Below are 15,713 nucleotides of genomic sequence, written 5' to 3'. Positions count from 1 at the left end.
CAGGATCACATATGCGGCCCACCGCCCCACGCGCCCACGACCTCACCGAGCGGCAGCTCACCATGCCCGTCGATGAGCTGGTCGCCGAGACCCGACACAAGGTCCGGGTGCTGCCGTCCCTCGACGAGCTCTATTCCTGGCTCGCCCGGATCATGGCCGATGAGATCAAGGCCAACAACGACGCCGGCGAGCCGACCCGGTGGATTCTGCCCGTAGGCCCGAAGTCCCAATATCCGCTGCTGGCCCGGATCTGCAACGAGGAGCGGATCCACTGGCGCGATGTCCACGCATTCCACATGGACGAATTCCTCGACTGGCAGGGCCGGCAGATCGGGGCCGACCACCCGTTCAGCTTCCGCGGGTTCTGCGACCGCAACCTTTACGAACTGCTCGACCCCGAGCTGCGTCCGGCGCCGGAGAACATCGTCTACCCCGACGTACGCGACCCCAGCGCATTCACCAGCCGGCTGCGTGACGCCGGCGGCGCCGACACGTGCTTCGCCGGATTCGGATACCGCGGCCATCTCGCCTTCAACGAGCCGCCCACCACTCGCTGGCACCGCTATTCCGTCGAGGAGTTCAAGGCGTCGACGACGCGCATCGTCCCGCTGCTGGAGGACACGATCGTCGCGCACTCGCACCGCACCACCGGTGGCTACACCCAGACCATTCCCCGCATGGCGATCACCATCGGCATGAGCGAAATCCTGTCCGCCCGGAAACTGCACCTCATCACCGACGGCGGCGCGTGGAAACAGTTCATCGTCCGTGTCCTCCTGCTCACCGGCGAACCCGATGTCATGTATCCGGTGACCCTCGCCCACGACCACCCGGACATGGAGGTCACTGTGGACAGCGCGTCCATCGCCCCGCTACGGCTGGGAATCAACGCATGACGGTTCACATCGTCGGCGCCTACATTCTCGACAGCTTTATGTCCTGCCGTGCTCTGCCTCGCGCGGGCGAGAGCGTGGCGGTTCGCTCGCTGGCCGACAGCGACGGAGGCAAGGGCGCCAACCAGGCGATCACGGCCGCCCGCCTGGAGGCGTCCACCAGGTTCGTCGGCAACCTCGGTGCCGACTCCGCCGGGGCTCACGCGCTGACGCTTCTCCACCGGGAAGGCATCGACACGTCGGGGACCATCCGTGTCCCCGGCACCGACACCGGGCGCAGCTTCATCCTCGTCGCCGATGACGCGCGGCAGATCGTCGCCACGTGGCCGGGCGCCGCCGACACCCTCACCCGCTCGGATGTCGACCGGGCACTCGCCGGCGCGGGCGCGGGCGACGTCCTCAGCATCCAGGGGGAGATCCCGCTCACCGTCAGCCTGCACGCCGCCCGCGTCGTGCCGGAACGGGTGACCGTCATCTGCAACCCCAGTCCGGTCGAGCAGTTCCGCACCCACCCCGACCCCTGGGCCGGCATCGACGTCCTCATCGTCAACGACATCGAAGGCCACGACCTCCTCGCCACCTGCGGGCTGCCGGCACCGCCGGCGGCGCAGATCCCGGCCGCGCTCAGCGCACACCTCGGCATCCCCGCCGTCGTCGTCACTCACGGAGCGTGCGGGGCGACCCTGTTCGATTCGGAGACGTCCACCCATTTCGCGGCGCCACAGGTCGCCACCGTGGACCCCACGGGCGCCGGCGACGCATTCGCGGGAGCGTTCGCGGCCCGGCTGTCAACCGGCGCATCCTTGTATCATGCCTGCTTGACCGCCGTCACGGTCGCCTCATACTCAGTGACCAAGCGATTCTGCGCTCCCTCATATCCCACCCGGCGAGAGCTCGAATCGTGGGAAAGCGAACTAGCTCCACATTCTGGGACGAGGCGCCGACGGCCCAGCTGACGCAGCGCCATCTTCACCTCTACCGAATGCCTAGTGAAACGACCACGCCCATGGCAGAGAAACGCCACATCTCCACCCAGCCCGGGCCGGGCGAGTCCCAGTCGTTGGCGCACACGCTGCGCGACGAGCTGGAGAGAATGATTCTTGAGACCAACCTCCGACCGGGCGACCGGCTACCGAGCGAAAACGAACTGATCGCCCATCACAAGGTCGGCAGGACCACCGTCCGAGAAGCGTTCCGGCTTCTTGAGCAAGAGGGTTTCGTGCAGTCGCGCCAAGGGCTGGGCCGGTTCGTGCGCGCTCGCCCCACGGTGCAGCGCCCGCTCACCCGCCTCGAAGGCGTGACGGACATGCTCGCCAGCCGTGGTTTCCGGGTCACGAACACCGTTTTGTCGGTGAAGCTCGATGAACCGACCGGCACCGAACGCGCGGCCCTAGGGCTGTCGCCCGGCCACACGGTGATCCGGCTGGAACGCCTGCGAACGCACGATGACGACGCGGTCGTCTACAGCATCGATGTCTTCAACCGAGCGATCTTCGATCAGCCGATATCGGAAATCGACTGGACCGGATCCCTGTTCACCCTGTTCGAGGAGGCCGGTCACGCCATCTCCGCGGCCATCGCCACCGTCTCGGCCGTACATTTGGGCGCCGAACAGTCCGAAAGGCTCGGCATGCCATCGGACACAGCCTGGCTGCTGCTCGCTCAAGAGCACAATGACAGCGACGGAAAGCCGATCCTGCTGTCTCAGGATTACCATCGCGGCAGCGACTTCTCCTTTCAGGTTCACCGCCGGCGCAAGGACTGACGACCGCCCGACGCCGATGGTCACGTACGGCTCGGTGGCCATCGGCTTCGACTTTGTCGCCATCGGATCGGTTACAAAGGCGCGGTAGACCCGATACCCGATGACGAGGAGCATGCCGTTCGTGGCCAATCACACGGCGGTGGGACTGATCCAAGAGGGTCGTGTCGCCGACCGTGGGGGCCAGGTCCTTTCGGGGAGGGAGTGGATGCCCTGTTGTGGCAGGAACACGATCGCCGGCCGCCGGACGTGGACGCCGTGGCCAAGGCGATCACCGCGATCCGCACCGCGCACGCCGACGGGCGGGAACCACCGCCCGTCACAGACCTCGGCGCGGCTGGACATGGACCGGCTGGAGGCCGAGCTGCTCGGCGCCGTGCATGAGGCCGAGCCGGTCGGCCGGTGCAGCAGGTCGCCTTTGGCGGCATGGTCGCTGAGGCGGCGGTGGCCCCATGCCGCGCTGACCTCCGACACCTGGGGCAGCGGGCGCTGCGGCTGATCGGACCCGCACTGATCCCCACGCGGCCAAGCCGCAAGGCGGTCCTGGATCGCGCCCTGGAGGGTGAGATGACCGTGCACCCGGGCCATGACCAAGACGATCACTCAGGAACAGCTCCGGCAACTCACGCAACGGCCGCGGCAAAGACAAGACCGTGCAGGCCGGGGACGGCCCGCTGTGGATCAGCGTGCCGCGGGACCGGACGGGACCTATGAGCCGGTGCCCGTGCCCAAGCGTGCCGTTGCCGTTTCGCCGGTGGGCGGACGCCGGATCGGACGATCAGACTCGGTCTTTGCCACGGCGGTTCCGTGTGCGCAGGTAGCGGCCCGCCTCGACAAGTGCTGTGGCCGCCAATGCAAGGCCGAGTCCTAGGAGGAGCCCCCTGAGCGGGTGATCCTGGAACGCCGCGCCGCCCAAGTAGCCGATGAGGGCGGAGTAGGCCGCCCACAGGACCACGGCGAGCACGTCGAAGGAGGTGAACGAGCGCAGCGGATACCGCACGATGCCCATTAGGAGCGTCGCAGTGGTCCGTCCGCCTGGGATGTACCGGGCGACAACGAGGAGGAGACCACCACGCTCGGCGAGGATCCTTTGGGCGTGCTCATACGCGGCGCGTCTGCGGGCCCCGTCCCGCATCCAGCGTTCCAGACGGCCCCCGGCGAAGCGGCCGACGGCATAGGAGGCGTGGTCGCCGCAGAAAGCGCCGAGGGCCGCGGCACCTATGACCAACGGGAGGACCGTGTGCCCGTGGGCCGCGAACACGCCGGCGGTGACGATCAGAGTCTCGCTGGGGACCACGGGGACCAAGGCATCGAGCAAGGCGAGCCCGAACAAGGCGGCGTAGATCCACGGCGACGTCATGATCCCCAGCAGGGCGTCCAAGATGGCGTCGCTCACGGCCGGAAATCCAACGTCGGTGTGGTTCGCTTGATCAAGACGACTGTCTTGCCACGTGATGTGATTCCCGATCGGTGAGTCCGAAGCTCAGCAGATGAGATCCAGGACATGAATTGACGAACGGGATGCCATCCAGCGTTTCCTGGACATGAGCTCTTCATCACTACCGTCAGCGCTGTGCTCACCATGCCGGTCGGTGTATTCGTGGGTGGGGCATCGAGTCATCGTCTGCAGCAACGGCAATGGCCACGCGACCGGCGAGCAGAGTTTACGTCCTGGTTCTGCGCGGGGCCGACCACTACTGCACCACACGCTCGTCGTCGTGCCGTCCCCTTCGCCAAAGGGCTGCGTTGTCCGGACGAGTTGATGCACGGTCGGCGCCCCTTCGGGAACGAGTCGGAGAGGACGGTGTCGGCCTCGTCCGGACGGGCTCTGGCCGGGAGAGCACCCGGGTTCCCGGGCTTACCGGTTGGACGGGTTAAGCCGGTTCGGCGCGAGAGCGCAGGGGAGGCGGTGCACCTCGACGAGTTCGAGACCCAGGGCCTCGATCGTCTTCAGGACGCCGTACAGGGCGGCCTGGTCGAGTTCGGGGCTCCAGACGACTGTCTCGACGGGGTTCACGCGGATGTTGAGGTCCTCGAACGCGTGCTGGAGCGCGTCGCTGATGCGGCCTCTGATCCGGATCTCGTAGCCGGGGCTGGCCGATGGATCGGTCATCGGTTCGTGCTCGCTGTTCGGTTGCCGGCGTGCCGGATCCAGAGGGCCAGGGCCGTGGTCAGCAGTCCCCAGGTGATGAGCCACAGGCCGGTGATCCAGGTGAGTGCGGTCAGGGTGATCCCGGGCCAGACCAGCAGGAGGAGTCCGGCGAGGACGCACAGGCTCGCCAGGAGGGCCGTCCCACCGCGTCCCTCCGGAGCCGGTTCCGTCAGTGTGGTGACGAGTCCGATCGTGCCGCTGATCAGCCAGAACAGGCCGAGGAGGAGGGCCAGGATCTCGACGGTCTGGAGCGGGTCGCGCATGGCGAGCACGCCGACGGCCAGCGACAGCACGCCCAGCAGCGTGAACAGGACGCGTGCGGCTCCGCCCGCCTCGTCCGCGGCGATGGCCTGCACGATCTGGTAGATGCCGTGGATCACCAGGTTGAGGCCGAAGAGGAAGGCCACGACGCCGATGGTGGCGTCCGGCCAGGTCACGATGGCCAGGCCCAGCAGTGCCGCGAGAATCCCGGCGGCTGCGCCGACGCCCCAGGCGCCGGTGGCCAGCCGCATCGTGACCCCGCCGCCAGACGTGCGCGGGTTCGCAGGCCCGAACGCTTCCGATGGCGCTGAGGTCATGATGTCCCCCCTTGCTCGTCGGCTCCGCACCTGCGCTTGAGGGAGCCGGGTGTGGTCCTTCGTATGAGCACACCGCGCCGGGCCGGAACCCGCATCATCCCTGGCGGGTGAAGTCGGGCCGAGCGGGAGGCTGCTGGTGATCGCCGTGCGAAGGGACGGCCTGCGCGGCGGGCGGGAACTCATCCGCCGCGGGTGATCTGGACGCCGCCGCCCTGCCGGACGATGAGGCGCATCTGCACGTTCGAATGGGGAGGTCGACATGACCCAGAAAGTGCATTCGCAGGTCGACGCAGGCCGTGGGTCGGTGAGCGGCTGGGCGGTCGGGTTGGCCGTCTTCGCCGGCTGCATGATGATCATGGGCGGGCTGTTCGGGGCGATCGCGGGGATCGCCGCGATCGTCGACGACGACCTGTACGTGATCCGCGGCGACTACGTCTTCAAATGGGACGTGACGGCCTGGGGCTGGCTCCACCTGCTGCTCGGGATCATCGTGATCGCGGCCGGGATCGCCGTGCTCGCTGGGCGGACCTGGGCGCGTGTGGTCGGGATCGCCCTGGCGGTGCTGAGCGCCGTCGCCAACTTCATGTTCCTGCCGTACTACCCGGTGTGGTCCATCGTGATCATCGCTCTGGACATCGCGGTGATCTGGGCCTTGGCGAGGTACTCAAGGCAGGCCGCAGCCGAAACCTGGGGGTGAGCCGGCTCCGGGACCGGTTCGGGTGACGAGCCGGTTCCGGGGTCACAGGATGAGCAGAATGAAGATCACGTAGGCGGCGATGTTGACCACCCAGCTGTGGGTGTTCATCCATTCCCGGACGCTCGGCATGGCCCGGTTCATGTGCTTGCGGAAGAGCAGCAGCGTCAGCAGCGGCAACGCCGCGATCAGGACGGTGGCGGCGACGAACGGAAGGGCCGCGGCCAGCTCCAGATCCCGCTGCTCCAGATGAGCCCCCACCGTCAGCATGACCATGATGTCCGAGGGCATCAGCATGATCATCAGAGCGCCGATGGTGAACGCCTTGCGCGGGCTCGCTTCCATCAGCGTTCCGAGCCACTTGGGCGGCTTGGCCGTCTCCCGTTTCGCGTAGCTCTTCACCGCGGCGGCGAGCAGAAGCGCGACGAGCGCGATCTGGATGATGGTCCCCGCCGATCCCTTGCTGGACGGATCGCCCAGCGAGACGTGGTTCCCCAGCAGCGCGAAGACGCCGCGGCTGACGCAGACTCCGACCGTCGTAGCGGCGGTCACGCCCACCAGGAAAGCCAGGGAAGCGCGTACGGCATGCCTGGCGGTCACCAGAACGATGGCGGACATGATCTGGGGTCCCACCATCATGGTGACGGCCAGCGGCAGTACTTGGAGGTCCAAGTTTTCGCTCCGATCCACGCTGTGTTTCTCCAGCGCCGACCAGGTCCATCAGCAGCGGTGCCAGAGAGCGATGCCTCCTACGCATGCTGAGCCGTGCCGTGGCCGGAAGGCATCACCTGAACAAGGTGAGGCCTGCCCGGTTATAGGGCCGCGCCTACCCCTCCCTGATCAGGAATCTGCGCGCGGGCGGCGTTGCGGGCGTTGATGCGACGTAAGCGCTTGACGCTGGCGCGAGGTCACGGCACGACGTGCCATTCATAGTCATCGCGGCCGAGACCCACACGTGCTCTGCCAACGGCACTGGGCTACGGGGCGACCTTGGCCGCATCGAGGACTTCGCTTTAGTCGACCCGGGCGCGTACGCGGCCGTCGTGCAATTTCCTGGCAATGCGACGGCAAAGGTTCGCACAGGCTCTCGGATCCGCTCATCGGGGCGGCGCGGCCCCGGCCGACCGGCGCGTGCCGCGTACATGGTCATCATTGGCCGCAGGGCCGTCCTGACGAGCAACGACCCTACCGGGGCGGCGATCCCGTAAGCCTTGGATGCCGGGGGAGCGGCTGGGGCCCCTCGTCTCAGGGGCGGCCACCCAGCGGTCGCTGCGGTGGCCGTTCTGGTCGACACGCCCGCCGATCCCGGTGAATTGCACTGTCCGAACGGGCGCGCCGCGCGGCTGGCCGGTGCTCGGTGCCGTTCTGACGATGAAATGGAGGGTAAGAGAGATATAGGGGGATTTTTCCGGGACGGGCGTCGTGGAAACAGCACAGTGCTGTCCCCTGTCGGGGGATGAGCTGAATGAGTGCGACAGGGACTTCCGCGAAAGCATCTCCAAAGGATTCGAAAGCGCCGCCCAAGGGGCCGGTGTCGCCGGGGGCGACGGGGAAGGGCCCCGAGGCGGCCGGCCCTTGGCCGCTCCTGCCCGGCTGGGCCGTTCCGCGCCCTCAGCTGTCCGAGCGGTTGAGCGAGGCGGTCCGGGAGCCGCTCACCTTGATCACCGGGCCGCCGGGGGCGGGCAAGACCGTCACGGCGCTGGCGTGGGCGGCGACCGGATCCGGAGCCGCGGCCGGGACGGTCGGGGCGCGGCCGGACGCCTGCTGGGTCGCCTGCGATGACTCGACGGCGACCGTCCGCGGGTTCTGCCTCGCCCTAGGCGACAGCCTGACTCGCGCCGGAATCGACGTCGCGCCCATGGGACGAGGGCCTGCCCGCACCGATGTCCGCGAAGAGGACCTGCTCAAGGCGATCACGGCGGCCCTGCTGAACGCCGCCGCTCCCATCGCGGTCGTCGTGGACGATTTCCCGGCCAGGCCCGGGTCGGCACCCGCGGATGTCGTGATTCATCTGCTGCGGCACGCGGGTCCGTGGTTCCGGGCGGTCGTCCTCTCCCGCAGCGGTGCGCCGGTGCCGCTGCACCGCCACCGGCTCGCGGGCGAGCTGACCGAGATCCGCGCCGGTGACCTGGCCTTCACGGACGACGAGATCGCCCAGGTCCTGGCCCAGCACGGCGTCCGGCTGACACTCGCGTCCCTGCGAGCGCTCCGCGAGCGGACGGGCGGCTGGCCGGCGGCGATCAGGCTCGCCGCGATGTCGATGGAGCACCACCCCGATCCGGAGGGGTTCGCCGCGCGGTTCGCCGGCGACGATCAGGCCATCGTCGGCTACCTGATGGAGGAGGTCGTCGACGCCCAGCCGCCTGACGTGCGCCGGCTGCTGCTGTCGACGAGCGTCGCCGAGCGCGTCAACACCGACCTGGCGGGAGAGCTCGCGGGCGAGGCGGGCAGGGCCTTCCCGGACATGGCCCGGCAGAACGCGTTCGTGGTGCCGCTCGGTCAGGGCTGGTACCGCTACCACTCCATGTTCGGCAAGGCACTGCGGCTGATCCTCCGGCACGAATCGCCGGACGAGGTGCCGCTGCTGCATCGGCGGGCGGCGGCATGGTTCGAGCGGTCGGGGCAGTTGCCCGACGCCGTGCGCCACGCCGTCCAGGCGGACGACTGGCAGTACGCGTCGCGGATGGTGGTCGAACGGCTGGCGATCGGACACGTCCTCGGCCTGCGGCCTCACGACGCGCTGACCGGCCTCCTCGACGGGATCCCGGACGCGGCGATCCTCGCCGGCCCCGGGCCGGAACCGGCGATCGTGGCCGCCGCGGTGGCGGCGCGGCGCCGGGACGAGCCGTCCCGCGCGGCCGCGCTGCGGCATGCCAAAGGGGTTCTGCGCCGGACGCCGCCATACGCGGCCCGGTCGGCGCGGCTGTGCCTGGCGGCCGTCGAGCTCTGCCGTCCCGGAGCGGCCGGGTTCGCCGACCTGGCCGACGCGTCCGGTGAAGCCGCCCTGCTGCGACAGGCCCCCGACCGGCTGCTCGACGACCGCCCCGAGCTGCGGGCGCTGGCTCTGTCCGGACGAGGGGCCGCGCACGTCTGGCACGGCGAACTGCACCAGGCGGCACGCCATTTCGGCGCGGCGCTGACCGCGGCGGAGCAGGCGGGCGGGGATTTCCAGAAGCAGCGCTGTCTCGGCGACCTGGCGCTCACCGAGGCGCTGCTCGGCAACGCCGCGCGCGCCGCCGAGCTGGCCGGCCGCGCCCGCCGGCTCCCCGATGTGCCGGTCCCACCGGACGGCGGCGCGATGACACCGGCGCTTCTGGCGCGAACGTGGGCCGATGTGGAACGGTGGCGCCTCCCGGAAGCCCGCAACCAGCTGGGCAAGGTGGCGCGGACATCGCCCGGTCACGCCGATCCGCTGTCGAACGCCATCTACTACCTGGTGAAAGCCCACGCGAACCTGTGCCAGGGCCGGCCCGAACCTGCCCTGGACGACCTTCGAGCGGCCAACGAGATCACCCCGCGACCCGGCTGGCTCGAACGCAGACTGGCCCTCGTGGCCGCCGAAGCCAACGCGGCCCGCGGCGACATCGAAGCCGCACGCCTGGATGTCAAACGGGCCGGTGGCAGCGCAGCCCTCGAATCGGTCCTCGCACTGGCACGCGTCGAAGTGCGCCTAGGCGAGTACGACACCGCGTCCGCGACACTCCGGGACGCACTACGCCACTCCACTGCCAACGCACCGCTGGACGTGCACGTGGACGCCTGGCTGCTCGACGCCTGCCTGTCCTACCGGAACGGCGACCGCGGGCAGGGCCGCCGCTCCCTGGACCGAGCCCTCAGCCTGGCCCGGCGCGAGGAGATCGGACGCCCCTTCGCGATGTCGCGGAGATGGCTGCTCCCCGTCCTGCACCAGGATCCCAAGATGCTGCATGCCCATCACGCGCTCCTGGAGCCGCTGGGCTTGGCGGTGAAAACCGGAACGACGGCGTCCCCCGATCCGGAGTGTGCCGCACCGGTGGAGCGGCTCAGCCCGCGGGAACTGGAAGTGCTGCGATCCGTGGCGCAGCTGATGACCACCGAAGAGATCGCCGCGAGTCTGTACGTGTCCGTGAACACGGTCAAGACCCATCTGAAGAGCATCAACCGCAAACTCGCCGTGTCCCGCAGAGCCGAAGCGGTCCGCCGAGCCCACCAGCTGTCGCTCCTCTGAGCGCCCACCCGTGTGGGTCGGCGTTCCGGTCTGCGATGACCGCCGCCCAGTCGGCGGGGTTCGGGCGGCTGGACGTCGGTGCCGGATCCGCCGGGGCGGCCTCGCCACGCGGCGCCGTCACCCGTGGGGGGTGATGAGAGCGGGCGCCGCCAAGCCGACGATGCGGGGAGGCTCTTCGGTCTGGAGGCTCGTGATGGGCGACGTCGAGGACGCGACCGGCGGGGACGAGCATGCGATCGACCCCGACGGTGCGGAGGAACTGCGCAGGCTGCGTGCGGAGGTGGCCGACCTGCGGGCCCGGCTCGCGGCGCCGCCGCCGGGGGCGGCGGGCCGGGAGCGCGCGGACCCGAACCTGCTGAGAACGCGGCGGGCCGTCGCCGCGCTGCTGGTGGCCCTCGCGGGCTTCGGTCTCGTGGCGTCGGTGATCGGTGTCTGGGGCGCGCGCACCACGCTGGAGACCGACCGGTGGGTCGCCACGGTGGCGCCGCTGCCCGAGAACCCTGAGGTCAACGCCGCCATGGCGACCTATCTCACCGACCAGGTCTTCACCCACCTGAACGTGCGGGGACGGCTCGTCGAGGCGCTGCCGCCACGGGCCGCCTTCCTGGCCGGGCCCGTGACGAACGCCGTCCACGACCATCTGCGGGGCCGGGTGCAGAACTTCATGGGCACCGAGCGATTCGCGGCGCTGTGGCGGCAGGCGAACCGGTTCGCGCACGCCCAGATCGTCGCGGTCGCCGAGGGCAGGAGCGAGACGGTCGGCGTCCGGGACGGGACCGTGACGCTGAACCTGCTGCCGGTCATCAACGATGTGCTCGTCACCGTCTCGCAGGAGCTGCCGACGCTGTTCGGCAAGGAGCTCCGGTTGCCCGCTCTCTCGTCCGGTGAGGTCCCCGCCGACCTGCGGCAGAAGGTGGAGACCGCGCTTGGCGTGACGCTCCCCGCGGACTTCGGCCAGATGGCCGTCTACCAGGACGGCGACCTGACCGGCTTCCAGGACGCGGTCCTGCTGTTCAAGCGCGGCCTCGTGCTGCTCGTGATCGGCACGCTGGCCTGCCTCGCGCTCGCGCTGCTGGTCGCGTCCGGACGCAGGCGGACGCTGCTGCAGTTCGGCGTGGCCGTCGCGGGCAGCGTGATGGTGCTGTCGGCGGTGCTGCGGGCCGTCAGGGACCGGCTCCTGGAGGGCGTGCCCGAGGGCCTCTACCGGCAGGCGGCGTCGGTGGCGGTGCACGACATCTTCAGGACGCTGCGCGACCGCGGCGACCTGCTGCTGTGGCTGGGTGTCGCGCTGGCCGTCCTCTTGTACCTGGCGGGCCCCGGCAGGGTGCCGGTGGCGCTGCGCCGGTACGCCGTCTCAGGTTCCCGCGCAGCCTGGGCGGCCGTTCGCAGCGATCGGTTCGGGGAGCAGGTCGCCCGCCATCTGGACGCGCTACGGATCGCGGGCGTCGTGGCGGCGGCGCTCGTCGCGCTTTTGTTCGCGTCCTGGGTGGCCCTTCTCGTGATCCTGTTCGTCCTGGCGGCGTACGAGGCCGGGGTGACGCTGCTCGCGTGGCGCGCCGCGGAGGCGGAGGCGGGGACGGACCTGGATGCCGGGACGGCGCCTCCGGCCCCGCCGATGGCCGGTGCCGGTGGGTCGCACCAGTGAAATGCCGGTGGGTCGCATCCGTGAAGGTGCCGGTGGGTCGCACCAGTGAAGCGGCAAATGCTCATCCGTGGCGGGTGATGTCCGCAGGGCCGCCGGGGTGTGACCGTGCTGGCAGGAGAGCCGGCCGATCGCCGGCCCCGAGCGTGAGGAGCCCGTCAATGGCCTTCGGACCCGTGCAACTCATGGTGCTGGGCTTCGACCACCCGAGGTTCCACGGCGAGATCATCGCCGAGCTGGAGCGGTTGCGCGCCAGCGACACCGTGCGGGTGATCGACGCCCTGGCCGTCCACAGGGACGAGGACGGCGAGCTGGAAGTGGCGCATCTCAGCAATCTGACCCAGGCGGAGGCGATCGAGTTCGGCAGCAAGATCGGCGCGCTCATCGGCCTGGGCATCGAGGGCGAGGAGGGCATGGAGGCCGGCGCGATCGCGGGCGCCGAGGTCACCGCCGAGGGTGTGCACGTGTTCCTCGAAAGCGAGGACGCCTGGCACGTGCTCGACGACATCCCGAACGGCACCGCCGCCGCCCTGCTGCTGATCGAGCACCACTGGGCCGTGCCGCTGCGGGACGCGGTGCTGCGCGCGGGCGGCTACCGGATCGGCGACGGGTTCGTCAGCCCGCTGGACCTGGTCGCCATCGGCCTGCACACCCCCGAGGACGCGCAGCGGCTCCACGCCATGGAGACCGCCGGAGGCGGGACCGGCGGATGACCAGAACCGCTCTCGGGCGGCCTGCGACAGGGAATCGGCAGTGAGTTCGACAGTGAGGAGACGGACATGTTCGGAACGCGCAGGGTGGCACGCCGCACGGCCAGGCGGACCGCGCGCCGGATGTCCCGGCGGCGGTGAGGACGGCGGCGAATCCGCGGGCGGCGAGCCGGTCCGGCGGCGGGGAAGGGACCGGATGACCTCGCTGACCTGGCTGGGACACGCCACCGTGCTCCTCGACATCGGCGGTGTCCGGGTGCTGACCGATCCGGTGCTGCGCGGGCGGGTGGCGTTCCTCCGGCGGGTCGTCCCGCCCGTGCCGCACGGGGCATGTGCCGGGGCCGACCTGGTCCTGATCTCGCATCTGCATCACGACCACTGCGATCTGCCGTCGCTCCGGTCGCTGGGGCCGGATCCGCAGATCGTCGCGCCGCCGGGCGGCGGGGACTTCCTCCGTGAGCGCGGATTCCGCCGGGTGATCACGTTGCGGCCGGGGGAGTCGCACACCGCCGGGCCGGTCCGGGTGACGGCGACGCCCGCGGTGCACGACGGGACGCGCCGCCCGTTCGGGCCGCGCGCCGCGGCCGTCGGCTACCTGGTCGCCGCGGCGGACACCGCCGTGTACTTCGCGGGGGACACCGCCTTGTTCGACGGGATGCGGAAGCTGTGCCACCGCCTCGACATGGCGCTCGTTCCGGTCTGGGGCTGGGGGCCGAATCTCGGCGCGGGGCACCTCGATCCGCGGAGCGCCGCCGAGGCGGTCGCGCGGCTGCGGCCCCGCCTCGCGGTACCGGTGCACTGGGGGACGCTCTTCCCGTACGGGCTGTCGCCGTTCTTCGGCCACCGGCTGCGCACACCGGGCCACGACTTCGCCGATGCCGTCCGGGCGCGCGGCCTTGGCACGGACGTGCGCGTCCTCGCGCCGGGCGGGGTGATGGCATGGCGCCTGTGACCGGACCCTTCAAGCGTCCGCGTCTGCTGGTGCTGGTCCTGCTGCTCGACTGGGTCGCCCTCGGTCTCACGATCGCGATCGTCCCGGGACTGTCGGCGGACGCGGGCTGGGACGTCCTCGCCGCCGCCGTCCTGCTCGGCCTGGTCGCCGCCCCGCTGCGGCCGCTGCTCGCGTACTTCGCCGGAGTCATCGGGTGGGCCGGCGTGTTCGCCGGCTGGCTGCTGGGGCAGGCCCTGCTGGTCTACGCGGTCCTGACGATCACTCCTGGGATGCACGTGGACGGGTTCTGGACCGCGTTCCTCAGTTCGTGGATCTATGCGGCGGCCGTCAGCGCCGGGCTGTGGGTCGTCACCGCCGGGGACAACACCGCCGTGCTCGGTCACCTGCTGCGGACCACCGGCCGGGCGCGCGGCACCGGCACCGGGGCCGGCGAGCCGCCCGGTGTGGTGATGATCCAGATCGACGGGCTGTCCGCGCCGGTGCTGGAGTGGTCACTGCGGTCGGGGAACCTGCCGACGCTCGGCCGCTGGATCCGGTCGGGCGGCCACCGGATCGCCGAGTGGCACGTCGGGCTCCCCGCGACCACCCCGGCGAGCCAGGCCGGGCTGCTGCACGGCGCCGCCGCCCAGGTGCCCGCGTTCCGCTGGTACGAGAAGGACACCGGCCGCCTCGTCGTCACCAACCACCCGAAGGACAGCGCGTACGTCGAGGAGCGGCTCTCGGACGGACGCGGGCTGCTCGCCGACGGCGGGGTGAGCGTCGGCAACGTCTTCTCCGGTGACGCGCCGGCCAGCAGGCTCACGATGAGCACCGCGGCCGGGCCTCGCGGGCGTCGGGCCCGCTCGTCCCGCGAGGTCAGCGGCTATGTCGTCGATCCCTACGGGTTGACGCGATCGCTTGTGCTCACCGCCGCGGAGATGGTCAAGGAGGTGTTCCAGGCGCGGCGGCAGCGGGTGCGGGGGATCGAGCCGCGCGTCCCCCGGTCCGCGAGCTACGTCGCGCTGCGCGGTGTGACGAACGTGCTGCTCCGGGACCTCAACATGACGCTCGTGGCCGAGCACATGATGCGCGGCGTCCCGGCCGTCTTCTGCGATCTCGTCGACTACGACGAGATCGCCCACCATGCCGGCCCGACCCGGCCGGAGTCCCTGGCGTCGCTGGAGGGCATCGACCGGGTGCTGGGCACGCTGGAGTCGGTCGCCGCCGTCGCGCCGCGCCCGTACCGGTTCGTGGTGCTGTCCGACCACGGGCAGAGCCAGGGGGCCACGTTCCGGCAGCGGTACGGCGTGACACTCGACGACCTCGTACGCGGCCTGATGGACAAGGAGGGCGCGGCGGCGCCGCGCGGCCCCGGCGGACCCTCCGCGCCCGGCGCGCTCTCCGGCGGTGATGAGCAGTGGGGACGCGTCGGCACGCTGCTCACCGAGGTGGGCGAGGACCGGACCCTCGCCGGCAGGGCCGGCCGGGGTGTGCTCCGCCGCCATGAGCGCCGGACGCCGCCCGACGTCGGCGGGCAGGTGGACGGCCGCCCCGAAATCGTCGTGCTCGCCTCGGGGAATCTCGGGTCGATCTACTTCCCGCGGCGTCCCGGGCGGCTGACGGCGGAGGAGATCGAGTCCCTGTACCCGGGCCTGCTCTCCGGCCTCGCGGAGCATCCCGGGATCGGGTTCGTGCTGGTCCGTTCGGAGGCGGGCGCGCCGATCGTCCTCGGCCCGAGTGGACGCCGCGTCCTCGCCGACGGCGTCGGCGGTGGGCACCAGGGCGACACGGTGGAGGGTGTCACGGTGGAGGGCGAGGACCCCTTGGCGGCGTTCGGTCCCCGCGCCGCTTCCGACCTTCGGCGGTACGACGCGCTGCCCCACGTCGGCGACATCGTCGTCAACAGCCGGGTGGACGCGTCCACCGCCGAGGTCGCGGCGTTCGAGGAACTGGTCGGCTGCCACGGGGGGCTCGGCGGGTGGCAGGGCCGTGCCGTGCTGGTCCATCCCGCGGAGTGGGCGGTGAACGGCGAACTGGACGGCGCCGACGCCGTTCACCGCCAGCTGATCCGATGGCTCGACGGAGCCGGCCTGCGGCGGGGACCGCGGGCGGGGGAGTCCGCCTCGTGAGGCGAGGACGGTCTC

14 protein-coding genes are annotated in these 15,713 nt (G+C 70.7%); 10 read left to right on the top strand and 4 right to left on the bottom strand.

All coding sequences use genetic code 11. From position 1 onward, the window contains the following. Nucleotides 1-11 precede the first annotated feature (11 nt). From ACH34S_RS06645 to ACH34S_RS06630, 4 genes are all read left to right on the top strand, one after another. On the top strand, nucleotides 12-896 hold the full coding sequence (locus tag ACH34S_RS06645) for a hypothetical protein (protein ID WP_395951514.1): 885 nt from the start codon (nucleotides 12-14) through the stop codon (nucleotides 894-896). After that, on the top strand, nucleotides 893-1,849 hold the full coding sequence (locus ACH34S_RS06640; protein ID WP_395951513.1) for a PfkB family carbohydrate kinase: 957 nt from the start codon (nucleotides 893-895) through the stop codon (nucleotides 1,847-1,849). The genes ACH34S_RS06645 and ACH34S_RS06640 overlap by 4 nt, the downstream gene beginning before the upstream one ends. A 50-nt stretch (nucleotides 1,850-1,899) precedes the next feature. Further along, nucleotides 1,900-2,658, top strand: a complete 759-nt coding sequence (locus ACH34S_RS06635; RefSeq protein ID WP_395951512.1) for a GntR family transcriptional regulator — start codon at nucleotides 1,900-1,902, stop codon at nucleotides 2,656-2,658. A gap of 340 nt (nucleotides 2,659-2,998) precedes the next feature. Then, entirely contained in the window at nucleotides 2,999-3,154 is a 156-nt protein-coding gene (locus tag ACH34S_RS06630) for a hypothetical protein (RefSeq protein ID WP_395951511.1), read from the top strand. 279 nt (nucleotides 3,155-3,433) lie between these two features. Here ACH34S_RS06630 and ACH34S_RS06625 read toward each other — a convergent pair whose 3' ends face one another. The 3 genes from ACH34S_RS06625 to ACH34S_RS06615 all read right to left on the bottom strand — a co-directional run bounded on the left by ACH34S_RS06625 (nucleotide 3,434) and on the right by ACH34S_RS06615 (nucleotide 5,385). Further along, the gene (locus ACH34S_RS06625) at nucleotides 3,434-4,051 is read right to left on the bottom strand and encodes a DedA family protein (protein WP_395951510.1); all 618 of its coding nucleotides are present in this window, start codon (nucleotides 4,049-4,051) and stop codon (nucleotides 3,434-3,436) included. A 462-nt stretch (nucleotides 4,052-4,513) separates the two neighbouring features. Continuing rightward, nucleotides 4,514-4,768, bottom strand: a complete 255-nt coding sequence (locus tag ACH34S_RS06620; protein WP_395951509.1) for a hypothetical protein — start codon at nucleotides 4,766-4,768, stop codon at nucleotides 4,514-4,516. Beyond that, the gene (locus tag ACH34S_RS06615; protein WP_395951508.1) at nucleotides 4,765-5,385 is read right to left on the bottom strand and encodes an HdeD family acid-resistance protein; all 621 of its coding nucleotides are present in this window, start codon (nucleotides 5,383-5,385) and stop codon (nucleotides 4,765-4,767) included. The genes ACH34S_RS06620 and ACH34S_RS06615 overlap by 4 nt, the downstream gene beginning before the upstream one ends. Nucleotides 5,386-5,644: 259 nt before the next feature. Between ACH34S_RS06615 and ACH34S_RS06610 the strand changes: the two genes are divergently transcribed. Continuing rightward, nucleotides 5,645-6,082, top strand: coding sequence for a hypothetical protein (locus ACH34S_RS06610; protein ID WP_395951507.1), 438 nt, complete (start codon nucleotides 5,645-5,647; stop codon nucleotides 6,080-6,082). A 42-nt stretch (nucleotides 6,083-6,124) separates the two neighbouring features. On the opposite strand, the gene ACH34S_RS06605 is transcribed toward ACH34S_RS06610, so the two are convergent. Next, nucleotides 6,125-6,751 (bottom strand): GAP family protein, encoded by a 627-nt coding sequence (locus ACH34S_RS06605; protein ID WP_395951505.1) that lies wholly within the window; start codon nucleotides 6,749-6,751, stop codon nucleotides 6,125-6,127. A gap of 859 nt (nucleotides 6,752-7,610) precedes the next feature. Here ACH34S_RS06605 and ACH34S_RS06600 point away from each other — a divergent pair. The 5 genes from ACH34S_RS06600 (at nucleotide 7,611) to ACH34S_RS06580 (ending at nucleotide 15,698) form a co-directional block, all read left to right on the top strand. Beyond that, nucleotides 7,611-10,286, top strand: a complete 2,676-nt coding sequence (locus ACH34S_RS06600; protein WP_395951504.1) for a LuxR C-terminal-related transcriptional regulator — start codon at nucleotides 7,611-7,613, stop codon at nucleotides 10,284-10,286. A gap of 193 nt (nucleotides 10,287-10,479) precedes the next feature. Beyond that, the gene (locus tag ACH34S_RS06595; protein ID WP_395951503.1) at nucleotides 10,480-11,931 is read left to right on the top strand and encodes a hypothetical protein; all 1,452 of its coding nucleotides are present in this window, start codon (nucleotides 10,480-10,482) and stop codon (nucleotides 11,929-11,931) included. Between the two features lie 158 nt (nucleotides 11,932-12,089). Then, on the top strand, nucleotides 12,090-12,641 hold the full coding sequence (locus tag ACH34S_RS06590) for a hypothetical protein (RefSeq protein WP_395951502.1): 552 nt from the start codon (nucleotides 12,090-12,092) through the stop codon (nucleotides 12,639-12,641). A 193-nt stretch (nucleotides 12,642-12,834) separates the two neighbouring features. Continuing rightward, the gene (locus ACH34S_RS06585; protein WP_395951501.1) at nucleotides 12,835-13,590 is read left to right on the top strand and encodes an MBL fold metallo-hydrolase; all 756 of its coding nucleotides are present in this window, start codon (nucleotides 12,835-12,837) and stop codon (nucleotides 13,588-13,590) included. Then, complete coding sequence (locus ACH34S_RS06580; RefSeq protein WP_395951500.1) at nucleotides 13,578-15,698, top strand: phage holin family protein; 2,121 nt, start codon at nucleotides 13,578-13,580, stop codon at nucleotides 15,696-15,698. Before ACH34S_RS06585 ends, ACH34S_RS06580 begins: the two co-directional genes overlap by 13 nt. The last annotated feature ends 15 nt before the right edge of the window (nucleotides 15,699-15,713 follow it).

It is taken from the genome of Actinomadura sp. 3N508, from assembly GCF_044326375.1.
Taxonomy (GTDB): Bacteria; Actinomycetota; Actinomycetes; order Streptosporangiales; family Streptosporangiaceae; genus Spirillospora.
Note: the sequence above shows the minus strand (reverse complement) of the source record. Positions and strands in the feature narration are given on the sequence as shown.

Coding starts and splice junctions, on each gene's coding strand:
- ACH34S_RS06645 (WP_395951514.1), top strand. CDS start 12: ATGCGGCCCACCGCCCCACGCGCCCACGACCTCACCGAGCGGCAGCTC.
- ACH34S_RS06640 (WP_395951513.1), top strand. CDS start 893: ATGACGGTTCACATCGTCGGCGCCTACATTCTCGACAGCTTTATGTCC.
- ACH34S_RS06635 (WP_395951512.1), top strand. CDS start 1,900: ATGGCAGAGAAACGCCACATCTCCACCCAGCCCGGGCCGGGCGAGTCC.
- ACH34S_RS06630 (WP_395951511.1), top strand. CDS start 2,999: ATGGACCGGCTGGAGGCCGAGCTGCTCGGCGCCGTGCATGAGGCCGAG.
- ACH34S_RS06620 (WP_395951509.1), bottom strand. CDS start 4,768: ATGACCGATCCATCGGCCAGCCCCGGCTACGAGATCCGGATCAGAGGC.
- ACH34S_RS06615 (WP_395951508.1), bottom strand. CDS start 5,385: ATGACCTCAGCGCCATCGGAAGCGTTCGGGCCTGCGAACCCGCGCACG.
- ACH34S_RS06610 (WP_395951507.1), top strand. CDS start 5,645: ATGACCCAGAAAGTGCATTCGCAGGTCGACGCAGGCCGTGGGTCGGTG.
- ACH34S_RS06595 (WP_395951503.1), top strand. CDS start 10,480: ATGGGCGACGTCGAGGACGCGACCGGCGGGGACGAGCATGCGATCGAC.
- ACH34S_RS06590 (WP_395951502.1), top strand. CDS start 12,090: ATGGCCTTCGGACCCGTGCAACTCATGGTGCTGGGCTTCGACCACCCG.
- ACH34S_RS06585 (WP_395951501.1), top strand. CDS start 12,835: ATGACCTCGCTGACCTGGCTGGGACACGCCACCGTGCTCCTCGACATC.
- ACH34S_RS06580 (WP_395951500.1), top strand. CDS start 13,578: ATGGCGCCTGTGACCGGACCCTTCAAGCGTCCGCGTCTGCTGGTGCTG.